This window comes from Variovorax sp. 10N412 (genome assembly GCF_056394985.1).
The window spans coordinates 236,238-253,072 of record NZ_JBFTIO010000007.1; the positions used below are offsets into that span (position 1 = coordinate 236,238).

A 16,835-nucleotide genomic window follows, 5' to 3' on the forward strand; every position below is an offset into this window, starting at 1 on the left:
GTAACAGTCGGGTAACAGTTAATATGACGCAGGCGTCATTGCCCGATGGATCGGCCCTTTTCCATGATCAAGTTCCTCTTGCCCAGCCAGCTGGTCGCAGACAAACCCGAAGAGCCCGGAGCCAGTCCTTATGCGGGTGCGTTGAACGCGGCTTTTCGCGATGCGTACCCGCTCGTGAAGAGCGCCGCGTGGCGCTCGCTGCCCATCAGCCTGTTCGGGCTGCTGCCGTCGATCTTCCTGCTGCAGGTGTATGACCGCGTGCTGTCGCGCAGCGGCTTCTCCACGCTCGCCGCGCTGGTGAGCGGCATCCTGTTCTTCCTGTGCATCGAGTTCTGGCTGCGCACGCGCCGCTCGCGCATGCTGCGCAATGCAGGCGCCATCATCGACCACGGTGTGTCGGGCGCCTTGCTCAACTCGATGCTGTCGCGCCCGCTGCGGGCGCTCGAGGCGCGGCCCGCGTCGTCGTGGCAGCTGTACTTCCGCGACGTGGGTTCGGTGCGCGGCACCGTCACCGGCGGGCTCGCGCAATCGATCTTCGACCTGCCCATGGCCGTCTTCGCGCTCATCGTGATCGGCATCGTCGCGCTGCCGGTGCTGCCGGTGGTGGCGCTGTTCCTGGCCATCATGTCGTTCCTGGCGTGGTGGTGGGCCGACGAGGTGCGCTCCGGGCGCGTGGAAGAAGTGCTGCGCGGCCGCGGCCTCGACCGCATGACGTCCGAGATCTGCAACGCGCGCGAAACGCTCAAGACGCAGTCCAACGACGGCCCCACCATCGAGATGTGGCGCCAGACCTACAACGCCTGGCTCACCGAGAGCTTCACTAAGAACGGCGAGATCGAGACCACGCGCGACGGCACCACCGTGCTGCTCACGGTGTTCTCGGTGGTGGTGGTGACGGTGGGCGCCATCTCGGTCATGGAGCAATGGATGACGGTGGGCGGGCTGGTCGCCTCGAACATGCTGGCGCTCAAGGCGCTGCAGCCGGTGGCAGGGCTGGTGTCGAACTGGCGCTCGCTGGCCACCGCGAAGGAAGCCGCCCAGCGCCTGGAGACGGTGTTGCGCGAGCCGGTCGAGAAGCCGCCCACGGGCATGACGCTGCCGCAGCCCCTTGGCCGCATCACCTTCAAGGACGTGAGCTTCAGCTTCACCGAGACCGCGCAGCAGCCGGTGCTGGAGAACGTCGACCTCGACATCGGCCCCGGCGGGCTGCATGTGATCGTCGGGCGCAACGGCGCGGGCAAGTCCACGCTGGTGAAGCTGCTGTCGGGCCTGTACGAGCCCACGCGCGGCACCATCAGCATCGGCGAGTACGACCTGTCGCAGTTCGGCCGCGAAGAGCTCTCGCGCTGGATCAGCTACCTCTCGCAGGAGGTCTACTGGTTCGGCGGCCCGCTCATCGACGTGATGCGCCGCGGCGCGCCGGGCCAGAGCGACGAGCAGATCGTGGCGGCCTGCAGGCTCTCGGGCGCGCACGACTTCCTGTCGCGCCTGCCCGACGGCTACCGCACCCGGGTGGGCGAGGGCGGCACCGGCGTGTCGGTGGGCGAGCGGCGCAAGCTGGCGCTGGCCATGAGCTTCCTGCGCAAGCCCTCGGTGCTGGTGCTCGACGAGCCCAGCAACGACCTCGACTTTCAAAGCGAACGCAACCTGCTCGCCACGCTGCTCGCGGTGGCCAAGGTGCGCACGGTGGTGGTGGTCACGCACTCGCTGCGCATCGTCTCCGCCGCCAGCGTGGTCTACCACGTGACCGGCCAGGGCAACGTGGAGCAGGGCTCGGCCGCGGAGATGGTGCCCAAGCTGTTCGGCGTGCGCAAGCCGCTGGTGGCCGTGGGCGATTCGGAAGACGCCGCGGGGGCCGCGGCCTCCCGATCCATTGCATGACACCGCCCGGCACATGACGAGCGATCGAGGAAGAGACTTGAAATCAGACCTGCCGCAGATTCTTCAGGACGAGAACGAGAAGCGCGCGGCGCGCAACTCGCCGCAGGGGCGACGCCGGCAGTGGATCATCGGCGGCGCCGTGGGCGTGCTGGCGCTGATCGGCCTGGGCTTTCCCATGGAAACCGTGGTGGTTGCGCCGGGCCGCGTGATCCCCTCGGACCGCGTCAAGTCGATCCAGCATCTGGAGGGCGGCATCGTCAGCAACGTGCTGGTGAAAGAGGGCGACAAGGTCAAGGCGGGCCAGTCGCTGGTCGAGATCGACCTGGGCGGCAGCGGGCTCAACCTCGAAGAACTCACGGCCCGTTATGCGGCCACGCAGGCCACGCGCGTTCGCCTCATTGCCGAGAGCCGCGGCCAGCCGCTCAAGCGCGATTCGTTCGCCGCCGACATCGATGAAGGCGTGCTCGAAGGCGAAAGCGGCGCCTACCAGGCGCGTGCGCTCGAACAGCGCGGCGTGATGGCCGGCGCCGTGTCGGGCCTGGAGCAGGCGCGCAGCAAGAAGCTGGAACAGGAAGCCAAGGCCAAAGGCCTGAGCGACCGGCTCGTGCTGATGCAAAAGGAGCTCGAAATCTCCGAGCAGCTGCTCAGCGAAAAACTCGTCGGCCAGGTCGAGGTGCTCGAGAAGCGCCGCCAGGCCGAGGGCGTGCGCAGCGAACTCGCGGTGACGCGCCAGGGCGTGATTTCGGCCAACGCTGCCATCACGGAGGCGCAGGCCAAGATGGCCGAGGCCGAAGGCCGCTACCGCCGCCGCGCGTCGGACGAGCTGGCCACCGTGGAGCGCCAGTTCGCCAGCCTGAGCGAAGACCTCGCGCGCGCGCGCACCCAGCGTTCGCGCACCGTGGTGAAGGCGCCGTCGGACGGCATCGTCAAGGGCCTGCGCAACTCCAGCCCCGGCTGGGTCGTGAAGCCCGGCGAGGCCATCCTCGAGGTGGTGCCCGACGAGGACGAGATCATGGTCGAGGCGCGGCTCAACCCGAACGACCGCGGCTTCATCGAAGTGGGCCAGCAGGCGCGCGTGAAGATCACCGCCTACGACTACCTGCGCTACGGCGCGGTCGACGGCAAGGTGAAGCTGGTGGCGGCCGACGCCGACCGCGACCCGGCCGTTTCCAGCGGCGCGCCGTACTACCGGCTGCTCATCAGCATGTCGCAGTCGCACGTGGGCCGCGAAGAGAACCGCATCACCGCGGGCATGGAGTCCGAAGTCGACCTGCGCGTGGGCACCGACCCGTTCATCTGGTACATCCTGCGGCCCGTGCTCAAGCTTCGGCGCGAAGCCTTCCGCGAACCATGAAGCAACCCCCATCGATCGGCCGGCGCCGCACCGGCACCGGTGTTGTCTGTGCCGTGTTGTGCGCGAGCTTCGCGCTGCCCCCCGCTGCCGTTGCGCAGGAGCAGCCGGCGCCGCAGGAAGCCGGCCCCGCGCTCGCGCTCGCGCGCCGGCTGTCCCCGCCCTCGCTGGGCGCCACCACCTACACCCAGCAGGTGAAGCAGGCGCTCATCGTGCTGTCGCAGGAATACCCCGAAGTGCAGACGGCGCAGGCCACCGCCAACACCAGCAGCTACAGCGTGGACGCCGCCCGGCAGGCGCGCTACCCGCGTTTCAGGCTCGGCACGTCGTCCGGCAACTACAACAGCGGCGCGGACAACGCCAAGACGCAGGGCTACACCGTGCTCACCGCCGAGGCCCGCGTGAGCCTGATCGACGGGGGCGCCATGAACGCCGCGCAGCGCGCCGCCGAAGCCGCCAACCAGGCCGACGACGAGGCCGTGGTCACCACCTCGCAGAAGGTGGTGCTGGACGCGCTCACGGCCTACCTGCAGGTGCAGCGCTTCGACCTGAAGAAGCAGATCGCGCACCGCGCCACCGAGGTGGTGGCCGAGCTCTCGAAGGCCGAGGCCCGCCGCGTGGCGCTGGGCGTGACCGGCGACAACGACCTCAACATGGCCGCCTCGCGGCGCGCCCTGGTGGCTGCGCGCGAGTCGGACTTTGCGGCCCAGCGCGACGAGGCGCTCGCCAAGTTCCGCAACTACTTCAAGTTCTCGCCCAACCCCGAGTCGCTGCCCGTGCTCGCAGCGCCTGCGCAGTGGCGCATCACCTCGCAGGAGGAGGCGCTGCGCCGCGCCGAGGCGCGCAGCACCGAGATCGCCGAGGCGCAGAGCCGCATCGAGCGCGCCAGGGCGCTGGCCGACCAGCAGGACGCCAGCCTGTACCCGACGCTCGACGCCGTGCTCGTCAAAAGCAAGGACCCGCGCGGCGTGTCGCCGCAAGACCCGACGCGCGCGGCCTTCGAACTCAACTGGAACTTCGGCAACGGCTTCGACCGGCAACTGCGCCTGAAGTCGGCGCTGTCCGAAATCGCCAGCCAGGAAGCCAAGCTCGAAGGCGTGAAGCTCAACCTGTTCGAGCTCACCTCGGCGTCATGGTCGCGCACCGTGGCCGGGCGCGAACGCGAAAAGCAGCTGATGGAGGCCGTCAGCACCTCCGGCCAGGCCTTTCGCGGGCGCCGCCGCCTGATGGAGTTCGGCCGCGAGACCCTGCCCAAGGTGCTCGACGCGCAGCTCGACTACTACACGCTGCTGTTCGACTACATCGACGGCGTGTTCGACCTGCGCGTGTCGGAGCTGCGCCTGGCGCGCACCACCGGCGAACTGCGCATCGACCCCGCGGGCACCAACGGCTGGATCGACCGCCTCTTCGGCGCGCCGAGCCGCCAGGTGCTCACCGAAGACGGCCTGCTGGGCGCGCTGTGCATCTCGAGCAACACGGCATGCGCGAGCGAGCCGGTGGCCGAACGCGCCGTGGGCGCGGCCACTGCCAACCCGCCGCTGCGCAAGGCGCAACGCCTGTCGATCCCTTGACGCGCAGCGGGCAAGGCAAGCGAAGCGAAGCCCCTTCCAGAGACACCGAGGAACCGGCTTTGCCGGGCTTCTGGTGTCGCCCCCGGCAGGGGGAAGGAGAAGCGACACGAAGTGCGCGCAGCCTGGGGGCGAGCTAATTCAAGCGTCTTCGGGGATGCCGGGTTCGCCGTCAAGAATCTGGTACTTGCGCATCTTTTCCCACAGCACCTTGCGGCTGATGCCCAGGTGCTGCGCGGTGTCCTGGCGCTTCCAGTCGTTGATCTCCAGCGCCGCGATGATGCGGTTGCGCTCGCTGCTGTTCCAGCCCTTGCGCTCGCTGCTGCCGTCCAGCGCGACGCCGCCGCCGCCCGCGCCGTTGCGCTCCGCCGAGACGGCCGGTGCCGGCGTGCCGCGCGTCAGCGCGATCGCGCGCTGGATCAGGTTCTGGTCCCAGCTGTGCAGCTGGCGCGCGATCACGCCCACGCGCTCCGCGAGGTTGCGCAGCTGGCGCACGTTGCCGGGAAAGTAGGTTTCGGCTACCGCGTCGCTCAGCCAGTGCGGGGTTTCGCCGAGCGCCTCGAGCTCGTCGCCGAGCACGTTGGCCAGCAGCGCCTTGAAGATCGCGATCTTGTCGACCTCGCCGCGCTCCTCGAGGCTGGGCACATGCAGCTCGATCACCGCGAGCCGGTAGAACAGATCGGCGCGAAATTCGCCGCTGGCCACCATCTCGCGCAGGTTGCGGTTGGTGGCCGCCACCAGGCGGAAGTCGACCCGTATCGGCGCCGTGGCGCCAAGCCGCGTCACCGCGCTGTCTTCCAGCACGCGCAGCAGCTTGACCTGCTGGTAGCGCGGCAGGTCGCCGATTTCGTCGAGGAACAGCGTGCCGCCCGTGGCCTGCTCGAAGTAGCCGCGATGCGCATGCACAGCGCCCGTGAACGAGCCTTTGTTGTGGCCGAAGAACAGCGACTCGAACAGCCCGTCGGGAATCGCGCCGCAGTTCACCGCCACGAACGCGCCCTTGTTGTAGTGCTGGTGGCCGAGGTGCAGCTGCTGCGCGATGCGCTCCTTGCCCACCCCGGTTTCGCCGCGCACCAGCACCGGGTGGTTGCAGTCCGCGAAGGCGCCCACTTCGGACAGCAGCGACTTCATCGCTTCGGAGTGCGCGACCAGCACGTCGGGCGCCTGCGGCGCCACGTCGCGCGCGCGCAGCTGGCGCACCAGCTTGGCGACCATCGTGCGCAGCTCGGCGCAGGTGAAGTCGTAGGGCAGCACGTGCAGGTATTCGGGCGGGTAGGTGCGCGAGTCGCGTTCGCGCGAGCCCGCGGCCACCCAGATCACGGGCATGCCTTGGAGGCGCTCGCTCGCCTGCGCCAGCCCGCCGCCGTCGATGACCGTCACGCTGATGACCGCGACGCAGGGGCGCAGCGCCACGCCGCGTTCAGGCTCGGGCGTGGCCAGGCCGTCGGCCCGGATCACCTCGACGTCGAAGCTCGCCATGCAACGCGCGATGCGCTCGAGGATGTCGGCTTTGCCTTCGTAGACGAAGAGGTCGAGTTCGTCGAAGTTGGGGGCGCTCATAAGAAAGATGGCCTGAGGCGTGTCCGCATTTTTAAGAAGTGGGTCACGTCAATAAACAAGTTCCGCACCGGCTCTGCACGTCAGCCGTGCGCCGATTTCCGCGTTGGCGAGATCGATTCCCAGGCTCTTGAGCAGGAACTCAACGAGCGGGTTGATGACGGAAGCCAGGAGTGGAGCGACAAGCGTTTTGAGCAGTCCGAACACCGCGGTCGCTGCCGCGTCTGTCGTCTCAAGGATGGCGCCCAGGATGCCCGTGGAGGCGCTGGGCTTGTACAGGTTGAGTTGCAGGCCGTTGATCGTGTCGACCAGCAGACCCGCGACATTGCCGGTGGCCGACGTCGAAAGATAAGTCTGCAACGGCGCTGCGGTGTCGTTGAGCTCCTTCAGAAGCCCAGGTGTGCTGGAGTGGAAGGGCAAAGTTGCCGCACCACCGCTGACAGGGTCCGGGTTCACGGAGAGGCCGACGCCCCCGCCTCCGAACGCCGTTCTTTTTGCATTCGATTTCTGCGACGTCCAGGTGCCGTCGGCCTTGAGGTATTCCTGGACGCCCAGGACACACAAGTTGAGAACGACAGCCGTGCAGGTCTTTCTGGATTGCACCGTTCCTATGTCCACCAATGCAATGGGGTCCACTGTCGGCGGCGTCACCAGCGATGAAAAAACCTTTGTCTTCGCATCGTCCGAGCTGCTTCCCATCTTTCCGATGCGCAGCGTGGCAACGTTTGATTTTGATGCGGCCCACAGTTTCTTGTCGGCGTTGTTGGTGCAGTCGAAATCGGTGACGTAGGCCGCCGCGGGAGCCACATCGATGTTGATGTCGATCCGGATGGGCAAGGGTAGCGCCGTGACGTCCGAGATCACTGCCTTCGGTGTGGTGTGGCAACCCAGTGAAATCACGGGGCACTCACCTGGAGGGGTGACGTCGATGACCGTCGTAAGGATCGAAATCAATGCCGAACTCAGGTTCGTCAATGCATTCGACAAGCCGCTGATCAGCCCTGTCAGGAGCTGGCCTGACGCTCCGAGGTTGACGGATATCAGCGTGCGAATTTGCGCTGTCCTGACATAGATCTTGTCGGGCCCCAGTGGTGAAGCCTTCGCCAGTTCGGGATTGCCGATGCTGGAGAATTGTGGAGGCTCGATGACCTTGACGTTGGCTGCAACGCCAAGTACCGGAAGGTTGACGCTCGCAAAAACGGCTGAGGGGCCCGTGATTTGGCTGCTGGCAAGCTGAACGAAAGCCTGTGCCAGTTGCGCGGCTTGCAAGGTAAGGTCTAGAGCGCTGCCGGGAGTGCCGGTCACAACGCCGAGGACGTCCGACACCTTGAGTGCGGGGAGGCCAAGGGTCGCTGCCAATGCCGGGAGTTTCTTGAACTCGGAGAGTTGCAAGCCAACGAGCGAGCCGTTCTTCTCCAATACTGTCGCCATTGCGGCCAGCAGGTCTGAAACTGTGGCCTGAGCCGAAAGAACCTTGTCGTAGTCGCCGGCATTCAGTCCGATCTTGACTGCGAGTGCATCGAGGAAGCTCAGCAGATTGATCTGTGAAGTCACCAGTCCCTGCCATCCGGCGAGGCCGAGCTGCACGGTCCCACCCAGCAGTCCGCCCACAAGGGCGTCGAGCACTGCGGATTTCTGCGTGTCGACGCTCAGCAATGTGCTGTTGATGCTCAAGGCGGCCTTCGGGAGCGATCTTGCGGCAATGGCTTGGACCGAGATCGTTCGGCTGGCCGTGAAGAAGCTGAACAAGGGGGCTGGCGTTCTGGAAAGATCGATCTTGATCGCATTCTTTTCTGCCGCAGCAGCATTGAAATGATTGGGGTTGATGTTGTCCGTCGAACTCCATCCACCGCATGCAATGTCGCCGTCGGCGAGCAGGAAGCCGCTTGGCATGTTCCTGCTCGTCCCGTCGTTCGCGTTCGATTTGGCGGCGCCGATGGCAGCGCTGCAATTGTTGGAGTTGAGATTCTGCGCACCCGCCAGCGCTGCAAGGTCGGCGGCCTTTTGAAACTCCCGCTTCAGATAGAACAGATATCCCAGTTCCGATCCAATGAAAAGAACGCCGGCCAGGATGAAGAAGATGGTGACGTGAATCACGACCGAGCCGCGCTGTGATCGGCTGGATGTTTCTGTCGGAGGTTGTTTCATTCGAAAAACCTCACAGGGAGAACTTGGCGGAGCCAAAGATGTTCCGTGGTACCCAAGCGTCGGGCAAGGCAACGATCGGGTTGTCTCCATATGGATACGAAACCGTGATCAGCCCCGTGATTGCGACATTCACGACGACCTTCGGATTCGATTTGAGCCAGGCTTGGCGCTGTGCTGTCGTGCTCCCGGCATCGACGGGCGCGATCAAGGAACTCGCCATCGATGCGTAGACCACGTTCTTGATCAGTACGATGTTCGCCGCTTGCGTTGGGTCGTTCACGCCAGCGATCGCGCGCGCTCCGTCCTCAGCGGCGCGAGAAACCACTTGCTGCGTGTAGAGCACCGCACCGAATGAGACGACACCGTACAGAAGCAGCAGCAGTGTCGTGAGCACCAACGCCAGCTCCACGGCTGCGACCCCTCGTTGTTCGATGGGCCTCGGGGTCGAGTTTTCTTTCATATCTGATTCGCGGCAGTTGGATCGCTCATCAGCATGCCGGCGCGCCCTTGCAACGTGCTCGGCAGCAAGAAGCCGAAACCTGGCAATGGCGGTGCAAGTGGCCGCGCCGCGTAGTCGTAGCTGACCGTCACGATCATCTGGCACCGCTGATCGAGCGTCGAACCACAGGCGGGCGTCGAAGCGCTCGTGCAGCTGTCGTCCGTGCTGAGAAGGCAGGTCTTGGCCTCGACCGTCGCGGTGGGCAGCCAGTCGATACGCTTCTGGGCGACCGTCTGTGCCGCAAGCTTGCGGCAGGCCAACTGGCTGGTGCACCCCGCACTGATCGTCTGATAGCGCAACGCTGCCCTCGCGCCTTCTTCCGCGGCGTTCTGCATGCCCAGTCGCACAGCAAAGAGAATGGCGTAGCTGATGATCGCGTAGGTCACGACGAAGAGCACGGGAAAAACGATGGCGTATTCCAGCGCGTACGCTCCAGCTTGACAGCGCGCGCGGTGGCGAGTTCGTCGTGGAGTGATCATGCGATGGCCTGGCGTTCGAGCGAGCGGACAGATGTCTACTTCGAGCCGCTGGCGGCGCTGCTTGTTGCTTTGACGGTCGAATTGAAACGCTCGGGAATGGGAAACTCAAAACTCTTCAGGTAACGCTCATAGCTGCGCCGCGCCACGTCGCCTGCAATCGGACGCGCCGTGGGCGACGCGATGACACCCTCGCGCTGCCATGCGAGCAGGCTTGTCGCGGCGTCACCCACTTGCAGAAGCGGACCGCTCAGGATCTCCGCTTCGTCTCCGGATGGGGCGTTGGCGAGGTCTGCCTGCGCCACGGCGCCCGTATCCGTGGGCGCAGACGTCGAGGATGGTGTCACGGGCGGCGTCGCTGAAGGTGTTGCGGCGACGGTCCGGGGCTCAGGCTTGGCTTCGGGCGCGTTCTGTGCTGCCGCGCTCGTGGCGACCATCGCAAGAGTCAGCCCGGCCATGGGCCAGAGATGGAGGCGGGAAAAACGGTTCTTCATTCGGTACCTCGTGCGATCGAACTGCTGGATGTGGCCAGGCCTGCGTTGACCTGTTGTCCGCCCATGCCTGGCCAGCGCGCAGCTTTGAGGCGCAGGGGAACAGCGCTGTCGTCGGGGGGCGTTGCGCCGGTGCCTGCCGGACGCGGCGTCGGCTGGGCGGACGCCAAGGGCGCGCCGCCCAACTGCCGCGCGCTTTCGCGGATGGCGGTACGGGTTGCGGGTGACATGCGGTGTGCCTCCATCAACGCTTCGGCCTGCGCACTCTGCCTTGTCACTTCGAGGTAAAGGGCGAGGTTGGCTTGTGCCTGCGTATTGTCGGAGCGCAATTGCAGCGCCTGCATCAGCGGCAAGCGCGCTTCGTTCACGAGTCCCGCGCGAAGGCTGGCATAACCCAGGTCGCTCAGCACGACGGCGTCGGTGGGGTTTCGGCGCTGTGCTTCGCGCAGCAGTCTCACCGCTTCGGCGTAGTCGCCACGCCCCCCTGCCAGCAGACCGAGTCCGTGATAGCCGGCGCCTTCGAGCGGAGTGCCGATCAGACGCTTGTAGGCGGCCTCGCTTCCTGCACTCTCTCCGGTCTGACGCAAGGCATCTGCACGCATGCGGCTCGACTCGGGGGATGTGCCCCAACGTTGCTCGAGCGCGTCGATGTGAGCAAGTGACGCGAACCACAAGCCGTCGGCCTGCATCTGCTCGACGAGCTTCAGGTAGGTGGCGGCCGTGTCGATGTTCACCGCGTTTTTCTGGCTTGCGGCAGCTTCCGCCGCCATGCGTTGTTGCGCGTCGGCCGCGGCGGCGTACTGCCCTTTGGGGCCGGCACAGCCGGTCAGCGTGAATGCCAGCGCAGCCGCAAGCAGCGCGCAGATTTGCTTCGAATCATTGAAGGCGATGCTCATTTGGACATGGCTCCGAGTGAACGGATGATGGCGATGAAGCCGGGTCCGGCGGTCACGATGACCAGGGCCGGCAAGAGCGTGCTCACCATCACGCCGGTCATCTTCACGGTGATCTTGCCGATGCGCGCCTTCATCTCCGATTTGCGGTGTTCACGCAGCCGGTCGCTGAAGATGCGCAAGGGTTCCTGGACGGCGCCGCCGTGGCGGTCAACTTGGATGAGCAGTGAAACCATGCCCGCCAGGTTGTCGTTCGCGTGCAGTGTTCCAAGGCGGGTGAGCGAATGTTCTCGCGTGCGTCCCCGGCTGTACTGACTGTTGGCGAGCGTCAGCTCGTAGCCCAGCACCGGCATGACGTGCGCAAAGTCGCTGGCCATGATCTGCAAGCTCTGGTCAAGGCTCAACCCCACGCCTTGCAGCAGTCGCAGCAGATCGACGAACAGTGGCAGCTCGTTCGCCACGCGCTCGCGTCGGCCGGCCGCCAGCCGGCCGAGCACCCACTTCGGGAGCATGAAGCCGATGCCGACGAACGCCGCCAGGAGGATCGTGAACTTCCGGGTCGAGATAGGGCCTGGCCAGAACAGGAGCGCCACGGTGGGTAACAAGGCCGCCAGGCTCAGGCGCATGACCAGGAAGACGAGTTGCGCCCGCATCGAGGAAAAGCCGCATTGATCGATCAACCGCCTGTCCTCATCGGCCACCAACGCCTTGCCGACCCGGGTGTTGAGCCAGTGCAGCGGCAGGTCGGCGTCGGCGCGCCGCGCTGCGTCCACTTCGGACGAGGCGTCGGCCACCGGTGCAACAGCGGCATCGTCCCGGTGCAGCGCCCGGCCGATGGCTTTCGTGCGCTGGACCCGCCGCAGTTCGTTGACGAGCAGGCCGGCTGCTGCGCTGCACAGGCCCAGAGCGAGCAGGGCCAGGCTCCAGATGGCGAGTTGCGCGGGTGTGAAGCTCATGTCAATCTCGCCAGCCGGTAGAGAAGGACGGTCCCGAGCAGCTGGAGGCCCACTGCGCCGAAGATCATCATCTGCCCTGTGGAGTCGTGCCACATGCGCAGGAAATAGCCCGGGTTGGCAATGATGATGAAGCCGCCCACCCCCAACGGCAGCAAGCCGAGGATCCATGCGGACAGACGCGTCTCTGACGACATCGCCACCAGTTCGTGCTGCGCCTGTTCACGGTCGCGCATGAAGTTTGCGACGCGCTCCAGGAGCAAATCCGCGCGTCCCCCGTAGCGCACGCCCAGGCCGAGGATCGATGCGAGGAGGTACATCTCCTCGACCCGTACGCTGGCCGCGGTCTGATGCAGCGCGCGGTCCAGATCCACGCCCGCGCGTACCAGGTTGGCTGCGCGCTCCAGATAACCGCGCAGGGGAGTTTGCGTCGAAGTGATCGCCAGCTGGAAGGCCGCTTGCGTCGAGTTGCCGATGGTGATGAGCCGAACCATCGAGTCGATGAAGGACGGCAACTGGCTGATCAGTTGACGGCGGAACTTCTGCAGGCGCAGCCACAGCCCGAAGGTCGAAAGCGCCAACAGCACGACGAGGGCGCCGATGGCGCTGATCCAGCCAGCGATAAAGCCGGTCATTGCACTCAGGATCACGATCAGCAGGCCGACGAGCGCGACCAGATTCACCGAGATCGCCCCTTCGAGCCAGGACGGCATCAGCCCCTGCAGCCGGTCTTTGCGGGCTGCCGTGACTGGCGCCGCGCTGCCCGCATTCATCCAAGGGTCGGCCGCCATGCCGTTGGCGGGGGAGTCGATGAAGGATGTGCGCGGCGACGAAGGCGCAGCTTCCGCAGGCACCGGCCTGGCTTCCAGCTGTTGCGCAAGATGGCGATGGATGACCTGCCGTTGCTGAAGCCCGCGTGCCCACTGCCACAGCAGGATGCCCGCCGCCGCGAGAAGCAGCGCAAGGCACAACACGGCCAGCTGCGCCTCACCCACGGCGTTCTCCCTGGGCGCGGTTCATCATCTGGCGAAAGCGCGTGATCTTCGGCGAGTGCGGCGCTATGCCGAGCGAAATCCACCTGTCGTGTTCTTCCCCGTCGGGTGAAACGATCGGGTCATAGCGGTACAGCTCCTGCATCGCCACGACGTTGTCGTTGACGCCCGTCACTTCGCTCAGCGACACGATGCGCCGCTGGCCACTCGACATGCGCCCGATCTGCACGATGAAGTCGATTGCGTTAGCGATCTGCCGGCGCAAACTCACCTCGCTGCCCTGGTAGCCCGCGAAGCCCGCCAGCATTTCAAGTCGATAGAGGCATTCGCGCGGCGAGCTTGCGTGGATGGTGCCCATCGAGCCTTCATGGCCGGTGTTCATCGCCTGCAGCATCTCGATCACTTCGGCGCCGCGCACCTCGCCCACGATGATGCGGTCGGGTCGCATCCGCAGGCTGTTGCGCAGCAGGTCGCGAATGGATACCACGCCGGTACCGTCGAAGCCGCCCGGACGGCTTTCCAATCGAACCACGTGCGTGTGGCCCAGCGAAAGTTCGGCGGTGTCTTCGATGGTGATCACGCGCTCCACGGGCGGGATGAAACTAGCCAGCGCGTTGAGCAGCGAGGTCTTGCCCGAACTCGTGCCGCCGCTGACCAGGACGTTGCAGCGTGAGCGCACCGCGATCTCGAGCAACTGGGCCATGCCCGCGTCGAAGGTGCCGAGCTTCACCAGGTCCGCCGGCGTGAGCGGCTCCTTGCGGAACTTCCGGATCGAAACGGACAGGCCGTCGATGGCCAGCGGTTCGATGATGACGTTGATACGGCCCCCGTCGGGCAGCCTCGCATCGACCATCGGATTCGCTTCATCAAGCCGACGTCCCAGCGGCGCGAGAATGCGACGCACGATGCGCATCACATGCTCCGTGTCTGCAAAGCGCAGCGTTTCGCGCTCCAGTACGCCGTGACGCGATACGTAGACGTTGGTGTGCCCGTTGATCAGGATGTCTTCGACTGCTGGATCGTTCAGCAGATCCTCCAGCGGGCCGAAGCCCGCGAGTTCCTTTGTCAGCGCATCGGAGATGAGCTGCATTTCACGGTCGTTGATCGGAACACGGCGCAGGCGCACGAAGCTGTCGACCTCGAGTTCGACGAACTGCTGAATCGATGCGCGGGACCAGCGGCCGAATTCCGCACCGAGCTCTTCGATGCGGCTCAGCAGGTGATCGTGCGTCCAGCTTTTGATGTCCTGGAACTGCTGCGAATTGATGAATGCCTGATCGTCGTCGGCAAATTCGATATCGGTGGACATTGGCTCAACTTTCGTTTGAACTCTTCCAGAGCCCGGTGATTTGCGACATCAGTGCTACCCAGCGCTGATCCTTGGCCGGCGGTTGTCCCGAGGCGGACATGTAGCCTTGATGAAGACCGCGAGCCAGGCCGGTGACGGCCTGCGAATAGGGGTCGTTGCGCGCGCAGCGCACCAGCATTTCCCCCCGGCTCGCGGCGGCCAGCAGCGGTGCGCTGCGCGCTGGCAGCACATGCAGCAGCGGGAGTTCCAGGCGCTCCGCGATGTCCTTGGCCGACAGGCCCACGTGGCTGTCGAATTTGTTGACCACGAGCGAGAGCCGCTCGGTCTCGACGCCGCGCGCGCGCAATTCCTTGAGCAGGGTGGCGGTGGAGACGATGGCACCGATGCTCTGGTCGCAGACCACCCAGGTCTGCTGCGCCTCGCGCTGGGTTTGCGCGATGAAGTCGATGGTCGAAAAGCCGCCGAGGTCCGCAATCTGAAAGTCGAAGAAGTCGGCGAGCCGCTTGATCAGCGCCACCGAATCCGCATGCGAGATCTCGCGGATCTGCGACAGGCTGGAGGGCAACGGAAGCACGGCCACGCCGCTGGTGTGGTGCGCCAGTGCGGTGTGCAGAAGAGTCTGGTCGAGGCGCCGCAGGTTGCGCACGCCATCGACGAAACTGAATCCGCTTTGCGTGTCCATGTACAACAAGCCGTCGCGTGCCGGCAGCCCCAGATCGAGCAAGGCCACGCCTTGCCTTGCCGCGCGCGCTGCCGGCCTGGCCGGCGCTTGTGCCAACTGATCGTTCAACATCAAGGCCAGGCTGGTCGCAAGTGTGGTCACCCCCAGGCCAGCGCGCGCACCGAGCAGTGCCAGGGTGCCGCCGCGGGTGCCGCCGCTCAGGCTGCTGCGTCGTTCAAGCAGCGCCCGCAGCGTGTTGACCGCCTCGCCCGGGGCCGCAGCGACGTCCACGAAATCGTCGACACCCGTGCGCAACGCCGCGAGCATGGCCGCGGGCTCGGCGGAGGTGCCGATGGCAAGCACCGGCAACGTGGGCCAGTCCCGCTTCAGGCGCTGGTGAAGCTGACTCGCGCCGGTGATCTGGTCCGAAGAGAAATCGATGAACACTGCGACAGGGCCAAGAAGGGCAATGCGCTCATCAATCGACTTGGTGTCCGGAGAAAGGACCACCACGGAACCGAGGCGACCAAGCGCGTCGGTCAGCCACGTGATGTGCCCGCCGTTGATCGAGGCGAACAGGTAGGTTTCTGCGCCTGTTTCCGGAATGCTGTCGCGTGGTGCGTTCATGAGGTCAGCAGTTCTGGCGTTCACACTGGTGCCGCTTCAGCGCGAGAAGCCGGGAAGTGCGGTGTTCGCCGCGCCACCCAGGAAGATCGAACGCCACACCGCGCCATCGCGTTGCTCGGCGGTGCCCGGCAGGTAGGGTGCGAGGTCGGTGTTGCGCGCAATGGGCTTCACGAGGTGCGGCGTCACCATGATGACGAGCTCTTTCTCGCTCATCTGGTACTTGTTCTGCCTGAAGAACGAACCGATCACCGGGATGTCGCCGAGCAACGGCACCTTGTCGACGTTGGACGAGGTGGTCCTGCTCACGAGCCCGCCGATCACGAAGCTCTCGCCGTCGCCGAGTTCGACCGTGGTGTCCGCGCGGCGTGTGGTGATTGCGGGCACCGCAATGCCGTCGATGCTCAGCGCGTTGGTGTAGTCGAGGTCGCTCGCTTCGGGGGCGACCTTCAGGACGATGCGGTCGTTCGACAGAACTGTCGGTGTCACGGACAGCCCGATTCCGAAGGGCTTGTACTCGATGGTCGTGGCGCCAAGGCTCTGCGGCACCGGGATCGGCAACTCACCGCCGGCAAGGAAGCTGGCGCTCTGCCCGGACATCGCCACGAGCGTCGGTTCTGCAAGCACGCGGGCAAGGCCGTTGCCCTCAAGCAAGTTCAGCGTCAATGCCATGCCGCGGCCCTTGTTTGCATTGCCGAAACCCAATGCCAGGCTGAACGCGTCGGCCAGAACGCCGCCCGGTGCGGTGTTGCTGAAGCTGAAACCGCGGCTGTTGGGGCCGTAGGAGGAGAGGTTGAAACCCGCCTCCTTCAGCACGCTGCGGCTGAACTCCACGACCTTGACCTCGACCTGAACCGTATGGCTTCGAACGTTCACGACGGATCGGTCCACCAACAGGGTCTTTTCGTCGGCTCCGGAGAGGGCGACGTCCGTGGCTTGCTGGTGCGCGGGAAGGCTGTCGGTCGATCCTGTCACCAACGCCACGCGGCGTCGTACTTCCACTGCATAGGTGGTCGCTGCCGAACTCCCTTTTTCCCAGACCATGAGCGTGGTGCGGCCGGCGGCCTTGCCCGTGACGATGAGACGCGCCGCGGGTGTGCCCGGGGTCTTGCGTGTCAGCGTGACGCCGACCACCGCCTCGTCGGCGATGGCCATGCGGTCGATCCCCTTGTCGATCAGCAGTTCCTGCTGGGTTCCTGCCTGCATGACGAGTGCGATGGGGAGCTGCCGCGCGGTCGCTTGCGGCTTGGCCTCGGGGCCGGCCGCACGAGACCCGGCAGGAAGGATGCCGAGCGAGATCAGGCACAGCACCACGAGCGGAATACGAAGCGCAGACGGCCGGTCCTGGATGAACTGGCAGGCCTGAGGATCCGGCTTCGCGCTGGGCGGCATATGCGGCATGTGTCTTCTTTCTTGAACTTGGACGGTCATT

14 protein-coding genes are annotated in these 16,835 nt (G+C 65.6%); 3 read left to right on the plus strand and 11 right to left on the minus strand.

Translation table 11 applies throughout. The annotated features are described in order from the left end of the window. The first annotated feature begins 63 nt into the window (after positions 1-63). Genes AC1DJH_RS18735 through AC1DJH_RS18745 form a run of 3 tightly spaced genes read left to right on the plus strand, consistent with a single transcriptional unit; the run spans position 64 to position 4,803 of the window. Positions 64-1,881 (plus strand): peptidase domain-containing ABC transporter, encoded by a 1,818-nt coding sequence (locus AC1DJH_RS18735; protein ID WP_478186698.1) that lies wholly within the window; start codon positions 64-66, stop codon positions 1,879-1,881. Positions 1,882-1,918: 37 nt separating this feature from the next. Beyond that, positions 1,919-3,235, plus strand: coding sequence for an HlyD family type I secretion periplasmic adaptor subunit (locus AC1DJH_RS18740; protein ID WP_472124411.1), 1,317 nt, complete (start codon positions 1,919-1,921; stop codon positions 3,233-3,235). Beyond that, the gene (locus AC1DJH_RS18745; protein ID WP_478186699.1) at positions 3,232-4,803 is read left to right on the plus strand and encodes a TolC family protein; all 1,572 of its coding nucleotides are present in this window, start codon (positions 3,232-3,234) and stop codon (positions 4,801-4,803) included. The genes AC1DJH_RS18740 and AC1DJH_RS18745 overlap by 4 nt, the downstream gene beginning before the upstream one ends. A 138-nt stretch (positions 4,804-4,941) precedes the next feature. On the opposite strand, the gene AC1DJH_RS18750 is transcribed toward AC1DJH_RS18745, so the two are convergent. Genes AC1DJH_RS18750 through AC1DJH_RS18800 form a run of 11 tightly spaced genes read right to left on the minus strand, consistent with a single transcriptional unit; the run spans position 4,942 to position 16,804 of the window. Beyond that, entirely contained in the window at positions 4,942-6,360 is a 1,419-nt protein-coding gene (locus tag AC1DJH_RS18750; protein WP_478186700.1) for a sigma 54-interacting transcriptional regulator, read from the minus strand. Positions 6,361-6,408: 48 nt separating this feature from the next. Then, positions 6,409-8,505 (minus strand): TadG family pilus assembly protein, encoded by a 2,097-nt coding sequence (locus AC1DJH_RS18755; protein WP_478186701.1) that lies wholly within the window; start codon positions 8,503-8,505, stop codon positions 6,409-6,411. Between the two features lie 10 nt (positions 8,506-8,515). After that, positions 8,516-8,914, minus strand: a complete 399-nt coding sequence (locus AC1DJH_RS18760; protein ID WP_478186702.1) for a TadE/TadG family type IV pilus assembly protein — start codon at positions 8,912-8,914, stop codon at positions 8,516-8,518. Between the two features lie 47 nt (positions 8,915-8,961). Continuing rightward, entirely contained in the window at positions 8,962-9,483 is a 522-nt protein-coding gene (locus AC1DJH_RS18765) for a TadE/TadG family type IV pilus assembly protein (protein WP_478186703.1), read from the minus strand. Positions 9,484-9,518: 35 nt separating this feature from the next. Continuing rightward, a complete protein-coding gene (locus AC1DJH_RS18770) occupies positions 9,519-9,974 on the minus strand; it encodes a DUF3613 domain-containing protein (RefSeq protein WP_478186704.1) in 456 nt (151 codons plus the stop codon). Further along, positions 9,971-10,867, minus strand: coding sequence for a hypothetical protein (locus AC1DJH_RS18775; RefSeq protein WP_478186705.1), 897 nt, complete (start codon positions 10,865-10,867; stop codon positions 9,971-9,973). Before AC1DJH_RS18775 ends, AC1DJH_RS18770 begins: the two co-directional genes overlap by 4 nt. Next, entirely contained in the window at positions 10,864-11,820 is a 957-nt protein-coding gene (locus AC1DJH_RS18780) for a type II secretion system F family protein (RefSeq protein WP_478186706.1), read from the minus strand. The genes AC1DJH_RS18775 and AC1DJH_RS18780 overlap by 4 nt, the downstream gene beginning before the upstream one ends. Beyond that, complete coding sequence (locus tag AC1DJH_RS18785; RefSeq protein ID WP_478186707.1) at positions 11,817-12,812, minus strand: type II secretion system F family protein; 996 nt, start codon at positions 12,810-12,812, stop codon at positions 11,817-11,819. Before AC1DJH_RS18785 ends, AC1DJH_RS18780 begins: the two co-directional genes overlap by 4 nt. Beyond that, entirely contained in the window at positions 12,805-14,118 is a 1,314-nt protein-coding gene (locus AC1DJH_RS18790) for a CpaF family protein (RefSeq protein WP_478186708.1), read from the minus strand. Before AC1DJH_RS18790 ends, AC1DJH_RS18785 begins: the two co-directional genes overlap by 8 nt. A 4-nt stretch (positions 14,119-14,122) precedes the next feature. Then, entirely contained in the window at positions 14,123-15,406 is a 1,284-nt protein-coding gene (locus AC1DJH_RS18795; RefSeq protein ID WP_478186709.1) for a CpaE/TadZ family protein, read from the minus strand. Positions 15,407-15,442: 36 nt separating this feature from the next. Next, positions 15,443-16,804 carry a type II and III secretion system protein family protein gene (locus tag AC1DJH_RS18800; protein WP_478186710.1) on the minus strand — a complete coding sequence of 454 codons (1,362 nt, stop codon included), beginning with the start codon at positions 16,802-16,804 and terminating at the stop codon, positions 15,443-15,445. Positions 16,805-16,835: the final 31 nt, after the last annotated feature.